General features: G+C 49.6%; 18 protein-coding genes. 9 read left to right on the top strand and 9 right to left on the bottom strand.

What is annotated here, in order from left to right; genetic code table 11:
• The first annotated feature begins 29 nt into the window (after positions 1–29).
• The gene (locus ACGHM3_RS08920; RefSeq protein WP_345418472.1) at positions 30–1,529 is read left to right on the top strand and encodes an FAD-dependent oxidoreductase; all 1,500 of its coding nucleotides are present in this window, start codon (positions 30–32) and stop codon (positions 1,527–1,529) included.
• A 68-nt stretch (positions 1,530–1,597) separates the two neighbouring features.
• Here the strand turns inward: ACGHM3_RS08920 and ACGHM3_RS08915 are convergent, their stop codons facing one another.
• On the bottom strand, positions 1,598–2,320 hold the full coding sequence (locus tag ACGHM3_RS08915) for a TetR/AcrR family transcriptional regulator (RefSeq protein ID WP_345418469.1): 723 nt from the start codon (positions 2,318–2,320) through the stop codon (positions 1,598–1,600).
• A gap of 499 nt (positions 2,321–2,819) precedes the next feature.
• Positions 2,820–5,531 carry a TonB-dependent receptor domain-containing protein gene (locus ACGHM3_RS08910; protein WP_345418465.1) on the bottom strand — a complete coding sequence of 904 codons (2,712 nt, stop codon included), beginning with the start codon at positions 5,529–5,531 and terminating at the stop codon, positions 2,820–2,822.
• A gap of 632 nt (positions 5,532–6,163) precedes the next feature.
• On the opposite strand from ACGHM3_RS08910, the gene ACGHM3_RS08905 reads away from it, so the two are divergent.
• Positions 6,164–7,810 (top strand): GMC family oxidoreductase N-terminal domain-containing protein, encoded by a 1,647-nt coding sequence (locus ACGHM3_RS08905; protein WP_345418462.1) that lies wholly within the window; start codon positions 6,164–6,166, stop codon positions 7,808–7,810.
• A 52-nt stretch (positions 7,811–7,862) separates the two neighbouring features.
• Here the strand turns inward: ACGHM3_RS08905 and ACGHM3_RS08900 are convergent, their stop codons facing one another.
• The 3 genes from ACGHM3_RS08900 to ACGHM3_RS08890 form a co-directional block, all read right to left on the bottom strand.
• Positions 7,863–8,474, bottom strand: coding sequence for a MarC family protein (locus tag ACGHM3_RS08900; RefSeq protein ID WP_345418459.1), 612 nt, complete (start codon positions 8,472–8,474; stop codon positions 7,863–7,865).
• Positions 8,475–8,501: 27 nt separating this feature from the next.
• A complete protein-coding gene (locus tag ACGHM3_RS08895; protein ID WP_345418456.1) occupies positions 8,502–9,221 on the bottom strand; it encodes a transposase in 720 nt (239 codons plus the stop codon).
• A 106-nt stretch (positions 9,222–9,327) separates the two neighbouring features.
• A complete protein-coding gene (locus ACGHM3_RS08890; protein WP_345418453.1) occupies positions 9,328–10,572 on the bottom strand; it encodes a TMEM143 family protein in 1,245 nt (414 codons plus the stop codon).
• A gap of 153 nt (positions 10,573–10,725) precedes the next feature.
• On the opposite strand from ACGHM3_RS08890, the gene ACGHM3_RS08885 reads away from it, so the two are divergent.
• From ACGHM3_RS08885 to ACGHM3_RS08865, 5 genes are all read left to right on the top strand, one after another.
• The gene (locus ACGHM3_RS08885; protein ID WP_345418450.1) at positions 10,726–10,878 is read left to right on the top strand and encodes a DUF2256 domain-containing protein; all 153 of its coding nucleotides are present in this window, start codon (positions 10,726–10,728) and stop codon (positions 10,876–10,878) included.
• A gap of 349 nt (positions 10,879–11,227) precedes the next feature.
• Positions 11,228–12,490 (top strand): glucosylglycerol 3-phosphatase, encoded by a 1,263-nt coding sequence (stpA, locus tag ACGHM3_RS08880; protein WP_345418447.1) that lies wholly within the window; start codon positions 11,228–11,230, stop codon positions 12,488–12,490.
• Between the two features lie 237 nt (positions 12,491–12,727).
• Positions 12,728–13,000, top strand: coding sequence for a DUF3081 family protein (locus ACGHM3_RS08875; RefSeq protein ID WP_345418444.1), 273 nt, complete (start codon positions 12,728–12,730; stop codon positions 12,998–13,000).
• Positions 13,001–13,130: 130 nt separating this feature from the next.
• Positions 13,131–14,180, top strand: coding sequence for an aldo/keto reductase (locus tag ACGHM3_RS08870; RefSeq protein ID WP_345418441.1), 1,050 nt, complete (start codon positions 13,131–13,133; stop codon positions 14,178–14,180).
• Positions 14,181–14,699: 519 nt separating this feature from the next.
• Positions 14,700–15,767 (top strand): alkene reductase, encoded by a 1,068-nt coding sequence (locus ACGHM3_RS08865; RefSeq protein ID WP_345418438.1) that lies wholly within the window; start codon positions 14,700–14,702, stop codon positions 15,765–15,767.
• A gap of 60 nt (positions 15,768–15,827) precedes the next feature.
• Here the strand turns inward: ACGHM3_RS08865 and ACGHM3_RS08860 are convergent, their stop codons facing one another.
• From ACGHM3_RS08860 to ACGHM3_RS08845, 4 genes are all read right to left on the bottom strand, one after another.
• On the bottom strand, positions 15,828–16,277 hold the full coding sequence (locus ACGHM3_RS08860; RefSeq protein ID WP_345418435.1) for a chemotaxis protein CheX: 450 nt from the start codon (positions 16,275–16,277) through the stop codon (positions 15,828–15,830).
• Positions 16,270–16,647 (bottom strand): response regulator, encoded by a 378-nt coding sequence (locus ACGHM3_RS08855; protein WP_345418432.1) that lies wholly within the window; start codon positions 16,645–16,647, stop codon positions 16,270–16,272. Before ACGHM3_RS08855 ends, ACGHM3_RS08860 begins: the two co-directional genes overlap by 8 nt.
• A 73-nt stretch (positions 16,648–16,720) precedes the next feature.
• A complete protein-coding gene (locus ACGHM3_RS08850; RefSeq protein WP_345418429.1) occupies positions 16,721–18,820 on the bottom strand; it encodes an ATP-binding protein in 2,100 nt (699 codons plus the stop codon).
• 593 nt (positions 18,821–19,413) lie between these two features.
• Entirely contained in the window at positions 19,414–20,745 is a 1,332-nt protein-coding gene (locus ACGHM3_RS08845; RefSeq protein ID WP_345418426.1) for a hypothetical protein, read from the bottom strand.
• A gap of 165 nt (positions 20,746–20,910) precedes the next feature.
• Between ACGHM3_RS08845 and ACGHM3_RS08840 the strand changes: the two genes are divergently transcribed.
• Positions 20,911–21,540, top strand: a complete 630-nt coding sequence (locus ACGHM3_RS08840) for an arylesterase (RefSeq protein WP_345418424.1) — start codon at positions 20,911–20,913, stop codon at positions 21,538–21,540.
• Between the two features lie 187 nt (positions 21,541–21,727).
• Entirely contained in the window at positions 21,728–22,678 is a 951-nt protein-coding gene (locus ACGHM3_RS08835; RefSeq protein WP_345418421.1) for a hypothetical protein, read from the top strand.
• The last annotated feature ends 160 nt before the right edge of the window (positions 22,679–22,838 follow it).

The following is a 22,838-nucleotide window of genomic DNA, read 5'->3' as shown; positions in this document are numbered from 1 at the left end:
GAAACGGCCTCGCACTAAGGAATGCCGCCGTGACTATAACGACCCAATCACCCACTGCAACCCCTTTACCACCAGAACCTGCGGTGATACACGAGCATTACGATATGGTGGTGATTGGCGGCGGAATCAACGGTACAGCCATTGCCCGAGCGGCAGCCTGCCTGGGATTATCGGTATTACTGTGCCAAGCCCAGGATCTGGCCACGGGCTATTCCAGCAATAATCCCTATTTCGTTACCGCGGGCTTGAACGATCTGCGCCACTTGCGGCTGGCCAAGCTTGCCAGTCATTACCGCGCCATCGGCCAGCTTAAGCACTCGGCACCGCACCTATTGAGGCCCATCAATAGCGTTGAGTACCACCCCAAACACTGGAGCTGGCCGCTTTTGGATGCGGTTCACGGCCTGTGGCAACACCCGTCAGCAGTGGTGCCCCAGCCAAGCTGGCGCCAACCGGCTGAGCTAACGGCCAAAGCCAATACCGGGTATCAAGTGTTGGACTTCCGCTTTACTCTGGCCAACGCCCTGGCTGCCAAGGCTGCCGGTGCCACCATTGCCACCCGGCACCGGCTCACCGAAGGCAACAGAAATCAAGGCCTTTGGCAGCTGGCCATAGCTGACCCCAAGGGCCGCGTGCATCGCATCAATACGCAAATACTCATCAACGCCACCGGCGGCCACGTGCAAGAGGTAATCCGCACCCAACTGCAACGGGACACCCGCGCAGGCATCAAACAATTGCGTTTGAGCCACTTAATACTTGCCAATACCATCAACCTAAGCTCGGCAGTGTTTTACCATTCCAACACGCAACAACGGATTGGCCTCACCCCCATCAACCAAGATTGGCTGCATTTTGGCCCGTTGATCTCACCTCAAGAAGGGCCGCTTATCCAACAACAGATGAATCAAGACGAAGCTGATCTGTTATCACAGTTACGTACACTGAGTGATAACGCCTTTAATTTGAACGATGTAAAACTCTGCAAAACGGGGTTGCGCGCGGTTTGCGATGACGGCACCAGAGCCGATTTAAGTGATCTAGTACTGGATTTTGAATGCCCGGATGGTCAGTCACCGCTGGTGAATCTTCTGGGTGGTGACCTACTCGGCTCCTACACAACAGCAAAGCGCGTGCTGCGCCTAGTGGCCCCCTATCTGCCCAAGCATTGCCGCAACAAAAAGCCAACAAAACAATCCTTGCCGGGCGGCGATATAGAATCCGTAAAGCAGCTCGTTGCCGAGCTGTCCGCATCTTTCGCCGGCCTGCCTCAGCCGCTGCTGCAGCGTTTAGCCGGCACCTACGGTGAGCTGACCTATTCCATTTTGGGCAATGCCAAGCAGTTAAAGCACCTAGGCCAGGATTTTGGCCATGGCTTGTACCAAGCCGAAGTGAATTATTTGATTGCAGAAGAATGGGCAAAAACCGCTGAGGATATCCTAGCCCGGCGCAACGGCTTGAGCTTGCACTTTTCTAGCGAGGAGACCGAAAAATTGCAAAATTACATGAACTCAGTGCTGGGTGAATAGCCACAGCCGTTTTGTTGAAGCGCGATTTTTAAATAGCCTTTTTGTGACGCGGGTTTGGGTAAAACAAGTTACAGCCCAGATAACGTGCCTACGGCAAAATCAACCATAAAATCCATATCGTAATACTCGATATCCGTCGCCTTAATTTTACGAGCGGTATCCGAAGACACCACCGATGTAAGATGAGCCAAATTTAACACGGCCAAACGCTGCTCAAAGGTGGTTTCAGAAAGGTGGCTATAGTGCGCTCGTAAACAGTCCAAGGCTTGTAGTATATACTGATCGGTTTGTTCCAAGTTCGACTGATGCCCAACGACAGCCTCATCGTAGTAACGCATCAAAGGATAATCTTTGACGTTTGGATGGACGCACAATTGCAACAAAAATCGACAGAATGGATGGCAACCCTCCGAGTCTTTAAAGGACATCCTAGGCAACCACAGCAGCAACAGCGCACCCCTCACCGTTAATGAACTGCTGAGCATCTCCTCGGCTAGGCGTTTGCGAAACGCCATCATACGTTCTGCTCGATTGTTCAAGATGGCGGTAATTAGGCCTTTTTTGTTACCGAAGTGGTACTGCACAATATTATTACTGTTTAAACCAGCAAACAGGGCCACCTCACGTAGCGAAAACCCAGCCACACCTTTTTGCCCCAGCAAATGCTCGCCAGCATTGATCAAAATCTCTTTGGTATCCTGTTTTTTGGCAGGCCGATCAATTATATGAAGATCGAGCCCCGGGCTGTTCTCAAACAGAAATTTATTAAAGTTATCGGTCTGTTTTTCCACAATAAGGGCCGCCGCTGATTTCTCTTTATTGGTTATCGTGTTGGTGATCTGTAGCTTGGATTTTGGAGTTATCTATTTCAGAGCAATTGCTTTCTAAAAGCTTTCCCTAAAACCCAACATCACAAAACATTTTGATCAATATAAAACAAACACCAAGCGCGAGCAACGCCAAACATTCAAAGTAATGAAAACAATTTACGCCTGTCCAAAAACAAAAAAAGGCCGGTACAACTAAGCACCGACCCAACAGCAAATTTACTTTGAGCAACACAATTACTTTTGTTCAAAAGGCTTGCTCAGTAACACGATAGGTTTACCCAAGCACCTCTAAGGTTCGAGCTGCTAATCCAACGGCAGTTTATTAAAGACGAAGATCGACGAACCACTCATTTACTTGGAGGCTCACACAAAAATCACGCAGCCTCTGGACACAACCCGCCAACAACCTATCAGCGCTTAACCCCCAGGAAGCGGCAACCCTGCCGCCCCTGGATAAAGATTAATTAAACGACTTACTGATACCCAACTTAAACAACCGGCCTTCCGTCCAAAACGCGTAGTTGTTTTGTTGATTGCGACGGTGCATCGGAGGCTCTTCGTCGAATAGATTCGATACCCGCAGATTCAGCGATAGTCCGTCAGTAAAACCACCATCGGACTGGAACTCATAACCTAACAAAAGATCGGTTACCAGGTAATCATCAACACTGGATTGATTTACCGCATTACTGGTATTAAAGCCTTCGCTGTATCTAAAGTTTAAGTGAGCACGCATATTCTTACGCTCCCAGCCAAGCGAGGCAGCCATGGTTAGGTCTCCCACATCGTATTCCAACTGGTCCAACTCAACACCATTGGAGGTTATAATAAAGTCCAATTGTTTGTTGCCAGAAAGTGAATAAGAGAAGGTGCCGGCATCGGTGTTGTGATAATAACTTACACCAAAGTCCAAACCTTTTAACTCGGCACTTTCGGTATTAGAGATACGTCGGTCAACAATCACCCCTAGGGCACTTACGTCGATGTCTGCGTAGTCTTCACCGTTTACCAGTTGAGCCAGGAACAAATCCAACTGTTCTTGGGTTGGGTTGAAGATAAAATTGGAAGGGTTTAAGCGCACCGCCTCCGCTGACGTAGGGTCCACTGAACCTAACAAATCCATAAAATCAATTTCGTAGTAGTTGGCGGTAAACATCAAACCCTCAACTGGCTCAACCTCAACCCCAAAGGCATATATCTCAGCCGTCTGCGGCTTCAAATCCCCCCCTGAACCTTCTACATTAATGGCGTCCGTTCGGTTCGGGTCGCGCAGGCCGAGATCCGGGACACCTGGCGCCGCGCCAGGATAAAAGCCAACCACTCTACCCTCTGCCAAGCGATCTAAAATTGTAGGAGCGTTAAATGACTCGCCCCAGTGGCCGTAAATAGAAATCCACTCAGCTGGCTCGTAGGTAAAACCGATGTTGGGATTAGTGGTTTGGCCAAAATCGCTGTAGTCGTCGTTGCGTACAGACAGCGACAAATTCAGGTTTTCTAATACCGGAACGCTCAGTTCAGCGTAAACCGACTTTACATCACGGCTGTCTTCGTTAAATAACAAACCGCTGCGGGTTCCTCGTGCAGTATCGCCTTGGCGCTTACGAGCGCGATCTTGTGAAAATTCGACACCCACCGCCGCCCGCAACATACCGGCTGGCATTTCAACAATATCACCATCGGCGATCATGCGAACAAAGAACATTTCTTGAATCGTTTGATCGTTGCTTTGAAAATCTAGAATATCATTAATAACAGCGGCGTCTGCACCGGCAATATTGGCCGGGTCCAAGCTGTCATTTTGAACATAGTCCAGCGCCAATGCTCGATCACTTTCAGGCGTTACTGAATAGTTGTTAGAGCGGCCATAGTGCATGGTATTACGAAGCTGCCAACTGCCTTCTAAATCAATAGTCAGCTCAGGTGTAAGGCCCCAAGCCTGGATAAACAACTCGTTGTTCTGATGGCGGTAAGCCGGGTTGGCACCGTAGGAGAAACCAACAGATGGCAGCTGATAAACAGAGGAGCCTCCATTGGTATCAGGCGTAAGGCCTAAATCATTGGGATTACTGCCGGTAATAGCGTCACCCAATGGGTATTGATTTAAGATAAGGCGTCGCTCGCCGTAGTGGGCTTTTAGATCAAACGCCACACCCTCGTTTAAATCTTGTGTAACAGAAGCAAATAACCACTCCCTATTTTGCTCGGGGATATACGACGCTGACGCATCAGCATCACAAGGCTCGCCCAACGCCGTGATCTGTCCGGCTCCAGCACCTGGGTTATTGGTCCAACCTGAGAACACACCGGGAATATTCAGATAATTCCAAGACTCTAGGCTGCCCACCGGAGAAATACACTCCACCCCTTGAGGGGTTAATACAGTACCGTCTTCATTCCAATTTCCGCGTTTGGCCCAATCGACATCGCGATTAAGTACGGCATCGCGCTCGGATTTAGAGTAAGCAATATAACCATTACCGTCTTCCCAACTGGTACCCGCCAGAATTGACGCGTCCCACGCACCATACTCATCGCCAAAGTCGTAACCAAAATCAACCTGCACACCATCAAAGCTGCGCTTGGTAATAAAGTTGATAACACCACCTACGGCATCAGCCCCGTATAATGAGGAACCGCCATCAGTGATCACCTCTACCCGCTCAATAGCAATACCTGGGATAAAATCGGGGTCGAAGGAAGATTGCCCAATACCCATGGGCGCCATACGGTGGCCATCTACCAACACCAAAGTGGTGGCACCACTGGCGTCATTAATACCCGGCAGGTTACGCAGGTTAGGACGGTTTAACGTATTACGGGCTGCGCCACGAGTGTCTTGCTCGGGTTGCTGGTTAAAGAAGTTAGAAACCTGCGGCAAAGAACCCAAGAGCTCATTGGAGGTAGCTGCCCCACTCAGAACAATATCGTCGGCGCTGATACCAATGGTTTGTGACCCAGCCACTTCGGCGCCACGGATAAGCGTACCGGTGACCACAATTTCCTCTAAGGCGGCAATCTGGTCTTGTGTAGATTCATCCACTTCGGTTTGTGCGTAGCCAGTGGTGGCCGCTACGCTCATTACGATGGCAGATACTGCGGTGGAGAGTGATTTGCGCTTAAACGATGGAGCTTCAAACGCGACGAACTGCAATTCTCGGCTAAAAGAAAGCATGGCTATATCCCTCGATATTATAATTATTAGTCAAATAACCAGTCGGAAATTTTGATTTATATTCATTATTATGAATCATGAATGAGGCGCCATTTAACTCTCAGCAGCACCAACCATGACCAATTTACTACATACTATAACACTCGACTGACTTATAACAGGTGTTACATAGCGATCATAAAACGAACGCCCACCGTAAACGTATTCATACGGGGATTCTCTTATAACATCACTACATCGGGCATTTTAACGGCCAAAAACTGGCCTAGCCAGTTTACATCTGGACTAATTTGACCCTTTTGTGGCACAAAATTACGAGATCTGTTTACCCGCAATACTGGCCGTTTTAGGCTATTAAACAAACAGATGCATTTCGATTAATTGTGTTATTTTGGCTATTAAAACCCACGAACATGCTATAAACAAAACCTTAAACGAAAATTAAATTCGCTATATCGAATTATATTCGTCAGTTTATAGCTCAGATTTCACTACACCACAGGTAATAGAACAGTTGTATTATTTAAAATAAACAGCCATAGTTGTTTTGCCCAAAAAACACCGCTAACAAAAATAATTACATTGGCCGATGCGGGCTCACATCGAACCGCTTTACCGGCCGCCGAGGTCTTATGTCTACTCACTCTCACCCGTGCGCCAACCAACATTATGATTTTATTGTCGTTGGTGCAGGCTCTTCTGGCTGCGCCCTCGCCGGCACCCTCGCGGCCAATTCCAAACACTCCGTCTTACTGATTGAGGCAGGCAGCAACAATCGGTCTGCGCTGGTCTCCATGCCCAAAGGCATTGCTAAATTGGTTAATAAGCCGGCCTACACCTGGGTTTATCAAATAGACCAGAAGCGAACAGCAGACACCGAACAGCCGGAAGTATGGATTCGCGGCAAAGGGTTGGGCGGCTCATCGGCCATTAACGGAATGATTTGGTCTCGTGGGCAAGCCGCGGATTACGACGCCTGGCAGCAACAAGGTTGCACCGGTTGGGATTGGCAAACCTTTAACAGCGCACTAAAAGCCATTGAAGATCACCAACTTGGCCCTGCCGCCAACCGAGGCACAGGCGGCCAGGTAACCATTAGCCCCGGGCCGTTTCGCTACCCGCTGGTGGACGACATGCTCAGTGCAGCCCAGCAACAAGGCCTTAACTTGGTGGACGATTTAAATGATAGCCACGAAGAACGGGTTGGTTTGTACAGCCACAACACCAAACGTGGCCGGCGAGTCAGTGCAGCCAAAGCGTTTATTGATCCTATAAAACATCGTAAGAACCTCACCATAGCCACTCACACCTTTGTTCGCAAAGTACTGTTCGAAGGCAATAAAGCCGTTGGCGTTGAGGTGTCCATTGAGGATAAGACGCACGCGATCTACTGCAACAAAGAAATTATTTTGTCGGCCGGCGCGCTGGAAACGCCACGCCTTTTGCAACTATCCGGCATAGGCCCACAACGAGTACTGGAATATGCTGGAGTAAACGTGGTTGCCCACAGCCCAGACGTGGGCCGCCGTATGCGCGAGCATTTGGCTTTTGCCATGTCCTTTCGCCTAAACCAAGATCGCATTGGCAATCAACATTGTTTTTACGGCCTGGGTTTAGCCAAACACATTCTGCAACAACAATTGTTTGGTACCGGAGCCCTATCATTCGGCCCATTTGAGGTGGGTGGCTTTGCCAAAATTGGTGACGCTCAATGGCCCAATTTACAGCTGTATTTATCGGGCTACGTTTTTAAACTAAGCGACGACAACCACCCGGTTCCGCTATCTGAAATAGACAAGCAGCCCGGCCTTTCACTCTACGGCCAGTTACTAGACCTCCAAAGTGAATCCGAAATTAAAATCATCAGCCCCGACCCAAACATCCCGGCCGTAATCGAACCCAACTGGTTGAGCCACCCACAAGATCAGCAACGCGCCATTCAAAGCCTTAAATACATGCGCCAACTGGCTCAACAACCGGCGCTTAGCCAACATATAGATCACGAAATGGTACCAGGGCCACTGGTGCAAACGGATGAAGAAATATTAGAGGCATTTAAGCGCTTGGCCACTTGCGGCCTACACGCCACAGGCAGTTGCCGCATGGGAGGCGATGAGCAATCTGTATTAGACCCAGAGCTCAAAGTGCGCGGCGTAACCGGTTTACGAGTGGCAGATTGCTCCGCCATGCCGGGTAATATATCCGGCAACACAAACGCACCGGCCATGGCTCTTGGCTACCGCGCCGCACAAATCATCCAAGACCACTGGGCCTCATAAGAAATCAATGGGGTCAGAGCGATTGATTTCTACGGCGGCGATAATTTCAGCATTAACCACCGCCCAACCACCCTTCTAACATCACTGCTTCTATAATAAACTCCACAGAAAGCGCGGCCAGTATCATGCCCATGATTCTTACCAAAATAGAGGCACCACCAGTTCCAATCACTTTTAAAATACGACCCGATAACAGTAACAACACCAAGGTTATAGCAAGCACCAAAAGCATCATCAATGAAGTAACGACCTGCTCGGTAATTGGGTGGGTATGATTGTCTGTCAGCAAAATCACCGCCAAGATCGCCCCTGGCGAAGCCGTAGACGGGATGGCTAATGGAAAAACAGCCATGTCATGTTTAGGTTCTACGTGTTCATCGTTTGAGCCTTCCGAAAAAATCATCTGCAGCCCAAACAGAAATAAGATAATGCCGCCAGCCAGCTGAAAAGAAACCAAACTAATGCCCATGGCGCCCAACAGAATTTGGCCAATAACAATAGCCCCAAGCAGCACAGCACCGGCATACAAAATAGCTCTTACAGCAGTTTTACGCCGTCGTTCACTGGATAACTTTGCCGTTAACCCGGCAAACAATGCCATAGTACCAATTGGGTCTATCGTCGCCCAAATGATCAAAAAATCTTGCACAACACCTGCTAGCATACTCTTTCATCTACTAAATCAATGGGGTCAGAGCGGTTGATTTTGCGAGTCCCGGAACTTCTCCGATTTTCTATCGCCCCCTCTACCCAGTGGTGACACCCGCCGTTGGGTTTTGGCAGCTAAATCAGCGATAAATGTATCGCTACCCAACGGCCATGATTTGTTGGTAGCGTGCCGAATTGCGGCTATCTCTTGATCAGGAATGTGCCCCTTAAACAAAGTGCCATACAGCCTGCGCCTTTTCTCTGCACTGTCGCCCAACTGTTGATAGACCGGGTGTGGCCGAATTAGTTTTATCGGCTTACCTATGGCGTTATGTTGAAAGCTTGACCAGGGGTAGTCACCGGCGCGCGCCACCATACCCGCCCTGACAGGATTCAGTTCAATATAGCGATAGAGCGTCATTAAATACCGCTCACTATCTACCAAGGTGGATCGAAAACGCCCCTCCCACAAGGTACCACTGCGCTCATACACATAGTTTATGTGTTGTACGTACCTGCGACCTAGGGCTTGCATCATCGCACTAATACCTTTGGTATCGCAGGGCGTAGCCAATACATGCACGTGATTGGTCATCAGGACAAAGGCATGGATAGACACACCGTATTGTTCTGAGGCTTCTTGCAGAAAACTGAGATAGGCTTTGTAATCGGAAGGCTGAAAAAAACAGGGCTGTTTATTATTACCACGCTGGATAATGTGGTGGGGGCAGCCAGGCATGGTGAGCCGGGGTAAGCGAGCCATTTGTGTAATCCTTTACTTGGTTCGTAAGGCCAGATTAGCCCCAGCTAATTAAAAAATCAACCGCTCTGACCCCATTGATACCATTGTGAATCCGCTTGGGGGAAAATCAAACGATCTGACCCCATTGATTTTTCCAGGCCTCGTTGAGTTTGAAGATGGCATCTGATAGCGGTAATGCGCTGTAGGTTGAGCCGCTTTGATTTACTAATCCTAAGCGCGTTAATTTATGTAATGCGTCGTCGATTTCGAAATCCATGGTGCATTGCCACTGCGATGCCAACCATTGTTCAATGGTGTTATCCAATGTTTGTTTATCCGCTGGGCCGGCGGAGATTAAAAAATAATACGCCAACACCGATTCTTTAACCTCTTCATCTTCGGCGTCATTGAGCAGGCGATAAATCACACCGGCGTTATTGTCCAAATTTTTAAAATACAAATTTTGCGTTAGTTGCTGCAAAAACAATAGTTGTCGGTTTTTGAACTTGGAAAACTGCTGCCAAAGGTAGGCACCCAAAGCACCCAATCCCGCGCACAAAATCGTTAAATTTGCAGCGTTAAGCTCCACCGGCTCCTGCCGCAAACCAAACCAAAACCCCAGCATGGAAGACATTAGCAATAATGTTGCGCCCATTTTGGTGGTTACTACAATGCCGCCACTAACCAACGCAGGAATACCAATAAGCAGTTTATCTTGCATGCGCATTGCCGGCCGCGTGTTGGGGAATAGCATTTCCAAATCGGCACGGGGCACGTTTTGAAATAGCTTCAGTAAGGTGGCACCAGGCCTCACGTCTGCGCTGGCCTTCTCGTCGTTTGTTGTCTCAGATTTATAACGCACATACACTACAACGCGATCATAATTAATAAATTCTACGTCTTTGCTGCGTAGTCCAAACCAACTTTTAACGGTTGCTTGGCGCACGGATTGGCCACGGCAAAACAGCAACACCTCGGAGAACGCATCGAAGTCGACTTTTAACCTCAAATTAAACAGCGAGGAACGCGTCATCGCCTGTTCCAGCTCTTGCTGGGAGATGGGCTCGTAGTTGGCTTTATTCAAAACCGATTTTAATAAATCGATAAATTTAGCTTCGCCGGTTTGTTCGATTGTAAAGACTTCGCGGGTATCAGCATCTGGGTCAATTTCGGCGTAGGTCTTTTTTAGGTTGTCTTGATCGCGTTTAAATTCAGCGTGGAAAACTTGACCAACCATAGCGGCAAAGCGCTCAAAGTCAGTAGCATCAATCACCGGAGGTGACTGTTCGCCATGGTCCTTACGGCACATGGCAATTATGTCGGCGGTGCTGAAGGGAATAAACCGAGTTGGGGCGATACTGCGTATAGTCATTGTTTTACTCTGGCCTCTGGTGTGCGCTTATAAAGGAATTCTAAAACAAAGCCTCGCGTTAGCCCAATTCGCGATGGCTTCTTTTACAACCAAACCCTACAGCCAAGCCTCACAACCAAGCTATCTATACAAATTAGGAAGTACGACCGAGCCATGCCCCAACATCGCAGCAGCAATCACAAGAAGCAACATCTTCCGCATAAGGTCTGCCCCGTATGCCAACGGCCTTTCAGTTGGCGGAAAAAATGGCAGCGCGACTGGGATAACGTCAAATACTGCTCCGAGCGCTGCAAGAGAGCCGGCTAGGGCCTGTTGACACTAATTTGGCACCACTGCTGGAGGCTACGCGCCCCGGACAGCTTCCCGTTCAACTAGGCGCCAAGCGTGAAATGTAGTGGGCCTACATGAGCGATTGGCAACAACGTTGAGCGGGAAGCTGGCTCCAGCCCTACGGGTTGAGCCAGGAAATAGCCCACTCGTTGTTGCTCACCGCTTATTTGGGCCCACCAAACTTCGCGGTTCGCGCCTAGATTGGACTATTTCCTGACTCAACAGAGGCTCCGAATTAGTGTCAACAGGCCCTAGCAGCCTGCGGTTTGCATACTGTGCGCTAGAGCGCTAGCATCGACGTATATTTCGCAATCAAACAGACTCTATGCCCCCCGTACTTTCCGATTTTATTCGCTCTACCAACCACCAAGGCTTTCTCTCCGCGCTACAGAAAAAAACTGCTTTATTGATTATTCAAGATTTGGACGGCGTGTGCATGGAGCTAAAAAGAGATCCGCTCACGCGCACTATGAGCAGCCAGTACATCGCAGCGGTAAAGCGAACGGAAGCGCCCTTTTACGTGCTTACCAATGGCGAACACATCGGCTCACGCGGGGTTAACCGGATTGTAGACGCCGCCCTGGCCGATGATGCGCAAAGCGCCGAGGATCAAGGATTATATCTACCGGGCCTAGCCGCCGGCGGCGTGCAGTGGCAGGATTGCTTTGGCAAAGCCTCACACCCCGGCGTTAGCCAAACTGAAATTGACTTCTTAGCTGCCGTGCCTAAGTGGCTGCATGGGCGCCTGCAAGCGGCATTAAGTGCTCCGCCCTTCCTGTTGGAGCCAGCGCAGCTGGAGCAAATACTTAACGTTATTATTCTCGATAACCTAGCCTCCCCCTCGCTCAATATTGGTAGCCTGTTTCACCCTTTCAGCAACCAAGCTGGGCTCTATCAATCGTTGCAAAACCTGGCCTACCAATTGATGCAAGAGCTGATGCAAATGGCGAAGACGCAAGGCCTAGAGGGTTCATTTTTCACCCACTTGGCTCCCAACCTAGGTACGCAGGATGGGCTAGAACGCCTGAAACCCGCGCACAACGAAGACATGGGCACCACGGATTTCCAATTTATGCTACGCGGCGCCGTTAAAGAAGCCGGCGTACTGGTGCTACTCAACCGTTACTACTTTCAACAAACAGGTGACTATCCCCTGGGTGAAGACTTCAGCGCGCGCACCGCGCCAAGTAGCCAAGCGGAGATGCTAGCACTGGCCCAAGCCCACTTTGACCCGACAATAATGCCGTGCATTGTTGGCGTGGGCGACACCGTTACCTCAGCCAAAGCGGAAGATTCCCTAGGTTACCAACGCGGCGGCAGCGACCGTGGTTTTTTAACCTTAATTCAACAACTGGGGGCAGCGTTCAATACCGATAACGCTACAATTTTCGTGGATAGCAGCCAGGGAGAGCTCAACCGGCCGGGCATCAGCCAAAAGCCAAGCCCAGGTGAAGCTGTGGACCACCAAGTAATGGCCGGCATCACTGATGTAGAAGACAGCTTGCAACTTAACCTGATTTTCCCAGAGGGCCACAACCAATACATTGAATTTTTCACTCAGCTAGCAACCGTGGCCCCGGCCCAATAAACCCGGCAGCAGGTATTTAAAGCCCCATTGGGCCTGCGGCGGGTCTGAAGTGTGTGCACATGCGTACTTTCCCCGACTCTGTTTAATTAACAAACATATGGCCGGGAGATCCAGCGGTGCATCCGGCAATTGGCAGTGGTTTTGCAACACCAACAGCATAGCTGGCGCCCAACCAGGAACTCCTGTACACCGGCGCTGCCCAATGTACACGCTAAAGCCAAACAAGAGGTTTTAATTATGGATAACTCCGACGATCACAAGCTGACCGCCAAAGAGCTGTTACAAGCGTTTAATGAGATTCAGAGCCGCGGTAAGCAAGAAGCAGATACCTACACCCTTGGCCAACTTACCGGCGTGGTCAGCCACGATGGTTACACAGTAACCATAAAAGACGAGATGGTGGACGCCACCGTGGGATTCCACAACACCGTTAACGTGAACACCAACAGTAAACAAGCGCTTAACCAGTTTATAGAAAAAATCACCAGCCTTAACGCGGCAGCTAGCTAGCTCTCGCTTGCAACTGCACCAGTGAGGTTTCCTAGAAACCTTGCTGATACGCCCCCGCCCACACTGGGGACACTGTTTTAAGCGCCCACTCACCTTTCCACAGTTTTTTATCCACTAATGAGGACCAACTATGCGCTATTCACAGCTCGGCACCAGTAGCCTTGAGGTTTCCAGAGCCTGCCTAGGCACTATGACCTGGGGCACGCAAAATACCCAGCAAGATGCCGACGAACAAATTGAGTACGCGCTGAGACACGGTATAAACTTTATCGATACCGCAGAGATGTACTCCATCCCACCCAACGCCGAATCCTATGGTAAAACAGAAACCATAATTGGCAATTGGTTGGCGCGTAACCCCAGCAAGCGCAGCAAGTTTGTGTTGGCAAGCAAGATAGCACCGGGTATGAGCTACATCCGAGACGGCAGGCCTTTGTGCAAGGAAACCATTATAGAAGCGGTGGACACCTCACTAAGCCGGCTACAAACCGATTATATTGACCTCTACCAACTGCACTGGCCCAACCGCACCAGCCCCCACTTTGGCAAGCATTTTCCCAATCATTATCGGGTGAGCAAAGCCAACAGCGAAGAGCACACGGCGGGCATGTTAGACGTGCTGGAGGGCCTCAATGTTTGTGTAAAAGCCGGCAAGATACGCTATTGCGGGTTATCGGACGATACGCCATGGGGCATTGCTACCTACCTAAAACTGAGTGAGCAACACAACCTGCCGCGCATGGTATCGATACAAAATGAGTTCAACCTGCTGCACAGTAAAGACTGGCCCTATTTAGTGGAGCACTGTGCTATGGAGCGGGTGGCCTTTTTACCGTGGTCACCCCTGGCGGCGGGCATGCTTAGCGGTAAATACCTGAACGGCGCGCGGCCAGAGGGCAGCCGCTGGACGCTGACCCAACGCAATGGCCTGTTCCGTGATACCCCCTTGGCAGCAGAGGCGGTACAAGCCTATGTCGATTTGGCCAAAGAGCACAGCATTACGCCATCGCAACTGGCCATCGCCTGGTGTGACCAAGTGGATGGCGTTACTTCAACTATTATTGGTGCCACCAGCATGGCGCAACTGGAAGAAGATATTAACGCTTTCGACATCACCCTAAGTGACGACCTCAAGAGCGCTATTCTAACGGTATTGAAAAAGTACCCCGCGCCCTTCTAATTAGCACTTGATTAATCAGCATCGCTGATGCTTTGCGATGCTGAACCAGAAAAGCTCTATTTGAACCAATTAGATAGCGAGAGTTATTCAAGCAGGTAAATAATCACCAAAGCAATTTTGAGCGAGGGCTCATGCATGTGCCCTCGCCAAGCAGCGACCTTTAACAACCCAATCACACAAAACTAGCCCAAAAAAACTACTCGTAATAACTCCCCGGCAGCACAATACCGCCCAGCCACTTTGTGCAAATAGGTGTTAGCCGTTGTAAATGTTACACAAAATAAGCCGCTCCCTCCCCCACAGGGCACAGTTTGTGCGCTTCGCAATGGGCATCGGTTTTGCACTTCGGTTTTGGGCGTATTGAAGAAAAGAGCTGCGGCAAAAGCAGGCTTTAAAGCCCGTTCCAAAAATCGCTGTAGAGTTTTTTATCAGCGTAAAATCAAGTTCGTTTAAGCAAAAGCCGCTGAATGGCTTTTGCTCCCAAACAAGAAACAGACAGAAAACCAATTAGGAAACAACATGAGTAAGTTACAATCCCCATTAAAACTGGGCGCCAATGAGCTAAAAAACCGTATTTTAATGGCACCACTCACGCGCAGCCGAGCCGATGCAGACCACGTGCCGACAGATATAATGGTGGAATACTACGCCCAGCGCGCGTCTGCAGGTTTAATTATTGCCGAGGCCACCATGGCCATGCCAGAGTGCTCAGCTTTTTGGCGCGAGCCTGGGATTCACTCCCAGGAGCAAATCGCAGGCTGGCAAAAGGTTACCCAGGCGGTACACGAAAAAGGCGGCAAAATATTTTTACAAGTGTGGCATGGTGGGCGCGCTTGCCACCCAGCACTTAACGACGGCAAAACGCCCGTAGCCCCCAGTGCCATTGCCATCACTGGCGATGACGTTCACACTCCAGAAGGCAAGCAAGACTACACCACACCCAGGGCGCTGGCAGACGACGAAATCCCAGAAATTATTGCCGGCTTTGTTAAAGCGGCGGAAAACGCCAAAGAGGCAGGCTTTGACGGTATTGAAATACACGGTGCCAACGGCTATTTACTGGACGAGTTTTTGCGCACCAGTGCTAATCAACGCACGGGCCCCTACGGCGGCCCACTGGAAAACCGAGCCAAATTACTGCTCGAGATAATAGATGCGGTAATCCCTGTGTGGGGAGCGGGTAATATCGGCGTGCGCTTGTCACCATTAAATAGCTTCAATGGCATGAAAGACGAAGACCCACAGGCCTTGGTGGCTTACGTAAGCGAGCAACTAAACCAGCGGCAATTGGCGTATCTGCATTTAATGCGCGGCGACTTTAAAGGCGAGCAAAGTGGTGATGTTATCACCCCAGCCCGTAAACACTTTACCGGCACGTTGATTTTAAACATGGGTTACGATCAACAAGAGGCAGAAGAAGCCATCGAAGCGGGCACCGCAGATGCCGTAGCTTTTGGGGTACCGTTTATTGCCAACCCAGACCTACCACGCCGATTCGCCGAAGGCGCACAGCTTAACGAGGCCGACCCAAATACCTTTTATAGCCAAGGGCCGGAAGGCTACATCGACTACCCGTTTATGGACTAACACCCATTAGGCTTGCACTCCAACAAATACTCGCCGGCCATCGTCGGCGAGTTTAAGCAGTCAGTGCTCCAAACAAATTACCACGGCTGCGCTGTAGGCCTTCCAGTACACTGGTATAACATAAGACCTCAACTCTTTTGGCAGGTGTATCACACTGGGTGCCCCCTCTACCACCACTGGCACAGAGATCATAAATTCCTGGCCAAACTCGCTGCGCGCATTGCCAGAAATGGTGTTGGAGACCTCACCCACCAAGTCTAATATGTTTTCCATTGAGGTGTCTTTTTCACCAATGGCCAACAACAAATGGGTTAATAGAGCCTTAGGTGCCGTAAAATACACCGTGCCCTTGTACGGGCCAGAGACGCCAATTATACCGGTAAAATCAAACGCCGCCGGGCGATGGTTCTCCGCCAAATATGGGCTGCCGACTTTGACGTCTTTATCTGAGGTATGCTGAAAGTAGTTGATAACGCCATCAATAAAAACCTGTAAAGTTGCCTCAGACATGGCTATCTCCTACCAATTCTTTTAACGCGCCATTGAGTTTTACATCGTCAAACGGTTTGCATAAAAAACCTTGCGCACCGCATTCTAAGGCCTCGATGCCGGTGGCTTTATCAGACAGCGCCGACACCACCAATATTTTCACCTCCGGCTTACGCGCTTTAAGTTGTGTAATACACTCGATGCCATCCATTTGCGGCATGGTAATATCCATGGTAACCACATCAGGGTCGACCTGGCCAAACAAGGCCAGCGCCTCCACACCAGAGCCAGCAGTGCCAACAACATCAAACAGTCCACCCTGCTGGCTGCGCTCTATTTTACGGCGGATAATGTTGGAATCATCCACTACCATCATTCTCAATTTATCCATAGCTTTCGTCCATTCCACAAGGCATTAATTCGACTCCAATAAACCACGCGGGCTGCATGCAACAATCGCCAGGTTAAGCAGCCAATTCACTTTCTGCTGCCTTTGGCAAGGTAACCACAAACTTACAGCCAGCACCGGTGCGGTTGTGAATTTTAAGCTTACCGCCGGCATCCACAATGCGTTGTTTAATGACGTTCATGCCTACGCCTTGGCCGGCATCGGTGGTTACAGAATCGGCGGTGGAGAAACCGGGCTCAAAAATCAGCTTCATTAATTGTTTTTGATCCCACTGCTGTACCCCGGCCTGGCTCCAGGCAGGGGTTTGTACCGCCCGCTTACGAATTTTCTCGTAATCGATGCCTTGGCCATCGTCGGTAACGCTCAGTTCTAACTCCCCGCTGGGCAGCTCCACCAACTGCACGTCTATTCGGCCATAGCTTGGCTTGCGGGCCTCTTCACGTTGGGGTTTGGCCTCAATACTGTGTACCACCGCATTGCGAATAAACTGCACACACAGGTCGTTCACCAAAGCTTCAACGCCCTGCCCAAATGGGTGCTCGCTCAAACCGGTAAGCGTCACGTGCACTTGTTTGTCTTCCCGCTGGGATACTAACTCGGCCAACTCTTTTAGCTTTTGCCACTTACCCGAGCTGGCCGGCTGCGGCGCTTTATTATCGCCACCGGCACTGGCCACATCGGCAAACTGGGCTAATTTATCGGCAATGCCTTTAATATCTTCGGTGTATTTAATCAGGCCTTCTAGGTGCACCGCCAAGCCTAAAAAGTCGTTACCGGAAATAGCATCCATATCTTGCAATTCTTTTATACGCTTTTCAAACTGGTGGCCGTAATCCGCAAAGTTCTCTAACCCTAGGGCTGAAGCATCACCTTTAAAGCTGTGCACCTCTACGAATATTTTCTCTAACTTGCGCCCTAAGGAACCCAGGGTTTTGGATTGATCTTTCAGTATTTTATTGATGCGTTCAAAGCTGGCGAAGGATTTGGCAATAAAGTCAGCCAAGTCTTCTGGGTTGGTGTGCAATATGCCCGTTAGCATTTCCATTTGCTGTTCATTGCGTTGTTTTTCCTGCTCCAGCTCGGCAGCCAACAACATGCTTTGAGTGATGTCTTTGACGGTTACCAGCACGTTTTTCTCGTTATCCGACAACACCCGTTTAAAATCAAAGCTCAAATAACATCTGCGGTGACCGCCGTTTTGATCCGGTATCTGCAGCTCTATTTCGTTTAAGGGGTTTAAATCTTGTATTAGGTTGCTTTTAACATCCGGCCGAAACAACAAGGCAATAAAACGCTCCGCCGTTTGCAAATCTTTCGGTTTTACCAAATCTTTAATAAGCTCGGTAAATACTGTGCCAGAAAGGCTTTCTCTGCCGAACATCCCCGGCAAACTAGCGGAGTGCTGGCCGGCGATTTTGTGCTGATCATCCATTAAAAACAGGCCTTCACTTACCGTATCCAATATCTCTTCCGTTTCTTGGCGGGCTGCCTCTAACTGCCTGTCGTTATGGCGCAGCTCGCTTAAAAAGTGGAAGATAATAATCAGAAAATTAATGATGGCCAGGCTGATCCCCGCTGTTTGGATATACCGCAGGGTTGTGGCCTTACTGGTGGCAACGTGCTCTAAATCCACCGTGAGTTGGTTCATTAAACCTAACAGAGGAACGTTATTGGCCTGGGCCAAACTTATAGCCTGAGCCAAATTGGTCTGCGCTGCGCCCAAATCAGCGCTGTTTATTACCGCCCTAATGGCTGCCGAATACGGCGCCCATAACTGCTTGGCATCAGTAATGGCTTGCCTGCCGTCGGCAGATTCCACGAGCTTTAACAGCACCTCGTTGCCATCGGCCCCACGGGTGAGCCCGCCTCTATCAAAGGCGGTGAGTGTTCTATCAAATAAGGTGTAGCTTAATGTGAGTTCCTGTAGCGCAAGCTGGTAGGCCTCAGAACCTACCGGGGCGGAATCCAGCTCGTAAAGAGATTTTACCGTGCGCTGGGACAACATACGCTGCCGCCCGGCCAAGTTAACACCCACGGCGTCATCGGCAATTTTAAACGAGATATAAAAGTTAAGGGCTAGAACAGACGCATCCAACAGCAAAAATAAAGCGATAGAAACAACAATACTTTTGTATTTTCCTAAAGCGGCCCACATGGCTCAATACTCCAAGTAGCAATGCAAAATCGACCCCGCCACAAGTACTGCAGCAAGCTGGCGCAAACATACTTATGTTTAGCATATTTAGAGCATGCTCTTTTGGTGCAGCCTGATACCATTTTTGTGCACATACGTATATTTTTATCTGTGCTACGCCCCCTTACCGCCCTAACTAATAAAAATTGCTGCGTCAAAATGCGGCGCAGAAATCAGTATTGGCGTTAATTGTTACGATATTAACTACTTGAGCTGCGTAAACGCACCGTTTTGAGGTGTTAGCTAACGCAGCGCTAATACAGTGACTGATTATGGGCCATCGGTGATTTATCTAAAGAGCAGAGGGTGCGTGCCACTCTAAGAAAGAAAATAGCTAAGCGAGCGGCGAGAAATGTGAACCAATCCGCATTTTACAATTGGCGTATAAATCACCCTTTCCAAATCGGTGCACGGGCGAGACATCGCTTATAACCAGAACAATGAGTTGGTAGGAGGCCTAGATATCTATGGCTTGTTCACAGCTACAGACAAGGCGGAATCAAAGAGGGGAACAATGCTCCGCCAGAAAGCGCTGTTTCTGGCAGAGCGTTAGGTTAGTTAAGCGGGAAAACCTGTAAAAAATACACCACAGCAGCAAGGCGCCAGTCACCTGGGCCTTCGATGGAGGCGGCTGTGTTGAAGCCAGTAACGTTGCCGTCCTTGAGGATGGTACCTATATGGGAGCCTCCCACCCACACCTCTCCGTTGTCCATAAATTTGGCAGAGCGATTCTGTTTAGACAGCCACAATTCGCCATTGGGCTCCAGCTTACCCACGTAGTTACCTTTTTGGTAAATCTCCCCACTTTTACTCACACTGCCAGCAAAGTTGCTGTTAATCCAAATCTCCCGCTTTTGGGTGATCTCTGCCACTCGGCTGCCATTAAACCAGAGGTACATACTGTTGGGGTTTTTATTCGACTTTTTAGGCGCTTTTTTCCACTGCGCCAAATACTCTTCCGCAAAAGGTTGCAGCTCTGTTAAATGATCGCCGGCTTGGCTGAGCAGTACCTTTTGTTTTTTGCGAAGGTTTATTTGCTGCTTGCCAAACACCGTTTCCACTTCGCTTACCAGTGCCAACAAATCTTCGCTCTGCTTAAGCATGGCTTGGTTTCTTAGGAGGTGATCTCCGGTGGCGGTGTTCATGACTTTGTTTTTGTCGCCGGTGGATATGGTAAGCAATTGTTGCGCGGCGGCGACGTTCATATTTAGGGTGTTATCCCAGGTACCAAATGCTTGGTTAATTTGCTCGCCGATTTGTGTGTGCCAGGTGCCGTTTACCCACCGAGTAAATCGATCGTAGTCATTTTTGTTCAGTTTGCCACTGGCGTGCCACTGCTTGGCTTGCTGGTTGTCTTGCTGCCATTGAGCGTCGTACAGGTTTACCATGGCGGCCAACCAGGTTTTACCCGTTTGTGCATCTACATCCGCCGGCAAACGTGGGCGATTCTGGCTTTGGTATTTAGTAATCAGTTGGTTGTACAACTGGCTACTATTGCCAGTGGCTGGTTGAGCTGCGGCCTGGGGCGCAACCATGGGCCGGGGCGATAATGACGGCTGCTGAGTTGTGGTTTGCGCCGTAGCTGGGTTTTGCTTCCAGTCTTCCAGCGTGGCGTACAAGCGCTCCCGCGCTGCCATCCACTGCCCCGCCACCTCTTTAAAGGCCGGGTTTTGTTTATCGGATTCGGCCTCCAGAATCTCTTTTGCCTGCTTTAGCTTAGTGGTGTAACCATTAATGGTGTTTACGTCGTTGCGCTTAATACTGCCCAAACCACGCTCCACCTGGCCGATCATGTGCTTTGCCCGCACTACATCGCTGCTTTGGCCAACACTGGCCTGGGCAATGAATATAAGCAGTACCGCTATCCCTTGGATTATTATTTTCATAACGCTCTCCGATGCGTATTTTCAAGCCATTTTGGCCTCGTAATATACAGCCCCGCCTCCAAATGTAAAACCTAACGGCATGAACGAATATTCACAAACCAACAGCTATACCTTGCCCTGCTATGCTTACCTAAAAACACAGAACCCAACGTAAGGTAAACCAACGTGCAACCAAGAGCCCCACTGGGTAAGCAACTACTCAGTTTAATTAGCCTAGCCGCCACATTACTGTTATTGGCCTGCACACCCACGCCTAAGCTGGAACCCGTGCCGCATGGCGGCACCATCATCGCCTTCGGCGATAGCCTAACCGCAGGCGTAGGCACCGCGCCTGCAAAAAGCTACCCCAGCGTATTAGCGCAATTGAGCAATCGCCGGGTGGTAAATGCTGGTGTATCCGGCGAAACCACCAGCCAAGGTCTAGGCCGCCTATCCACCGTATTAAATGACAACGCAGCCGACCTGCTGATATTAATAGAAGGCGGCAACGACATACTCAGAAACCAAAACCTAACACAAACCAAACGCAACCTGGCGCAGATGATAGAACTGGCTCAAAACCAACGGCTAAGTGTGGTATTAGTAGGCGTGCCAGAAAAGAAATTGTTTTCCAAAACCGCCCCACTCTATAAAGAACTGGCAGAGGAATACGGCCTGGTGTTTGAAGGTGAAATAATCGGCGATTTAATTCGGCAAAGTAAATACAAATCCGATTCCGTGCATTTTAATAGCGAGGGCTACCGGGTTATGGCAGAAGAGATTTATGAGCTGTTGGAGGGGCATGGGGCGCTTTGACGTGCCTGCGATCACTGCAACGGAAGAATGGTTAAGTATTAATTCCTACGTTGTGAGCAAACCATTTAGGAAAACAAGCGCACAGTATTTAGCGTCCAAGCAGCCAAAAATGAGACAGCTAACACGCTACAGATAGCATTCTTGAATTACCATTACTTGCAAATAACGCACAACGAAAGGATTCGCTATGTCTCAAGCTCTGTTGTATTCCAAGGCGCCTTGCTCTCTTAAGGCCATCGCTAACACCACCTGCCCCGCAGGTGTTAAACCTGATGACTATGAAGCCTCGCTACTTAGCACCAACCCAAGAATAGCCAACGCAGGCTCCACCGTTGTGCCACTCAGGCCCACAATTCTTACCGCGGGCGGCCCACAACGGGCAACCAATATGCACCGCATCCAATCTTGCTCCGTTGAGCAGCAGCGTGTACTGTCAGACTTAAGCCTCTACGCCGGCGGTACCGCAACGCTAGGATTGGCCTCTTTATTATGGGATACAAAAATACCGGACATAGTGGGCGATTTAAACACGTTTGGTGGTAATGGCATGGGCGCCGCAGTAGCCAAGTCCAGCCCGGTGCTTAGCGCCATTGCCGAATACGACGAAGCGTTAAAGTATTATGAAGATCTGGCCAACCACAGAGCAGCCCCTCGCACTCTAAAAGCCGCCAAAGAACGGGTAGAGCGCGCCTTTGAATATATGAACCGGCAATTCAACCGAGCTGCTCTGCCCTACCTCAATAATTCTGAATTCAAAATGCGCAAAGCCCAAACTGTTACTGGTAAAGAGGTTTGGGAATCCATCCCCGTTCGCGATAACGCCGATGTGATAAAACTAGAAAAATTCACCAAAGCCGGCCGTATTCTGGGGCCGGGTATGGTTGCATTCGACGGCTACCTACGCGCCAACAAAGTTTACCATATGCGAAAGGAGAACCACACACAGTGGAAACGTGAGGCGTTTATTCAAAGTGGGGCCTTTGGTGCAGGAATTGCTGCTGGTGTCGTTATCGGCGCGACGATAGGTATAACACCAGTCGGAATTGTTATCGCGTTAGTAGCGGGTGGAATCGCTGGCGTTACAATTGATCGTATAGCACAAACTGGTCTAGGCCATTTGCACGACCTACTGTTTTAGCGATATGTTAACTATAACGGACATTCTTGCAATAGTCATTTCCTTGGCTGTTTTGTTAATGCTACTGTCATACCTCATATTGCGGTTGACTCTTACAAGAAACATAAAGAAGGCAGCTACTAAGAGCCCTGACTTTTGGTACGACAGCGATCATTACCTT

It is taken from the genome of Halioxenophilus aromaticivorans, assembly GCF_042850945.1.
GTDB lineage: Bacteria > Pseudomonadota > Gammaproteobacteria > Pseudomonadales > Cellvibrionaceae > Halioxenophilus > Halioxenophilus aromaticivorans.
The sequence above is the reverse complement of the archived record's forward strand: the minus strand, read 5'-3'. Positions and strand labels throughout refer to the sequence as shown.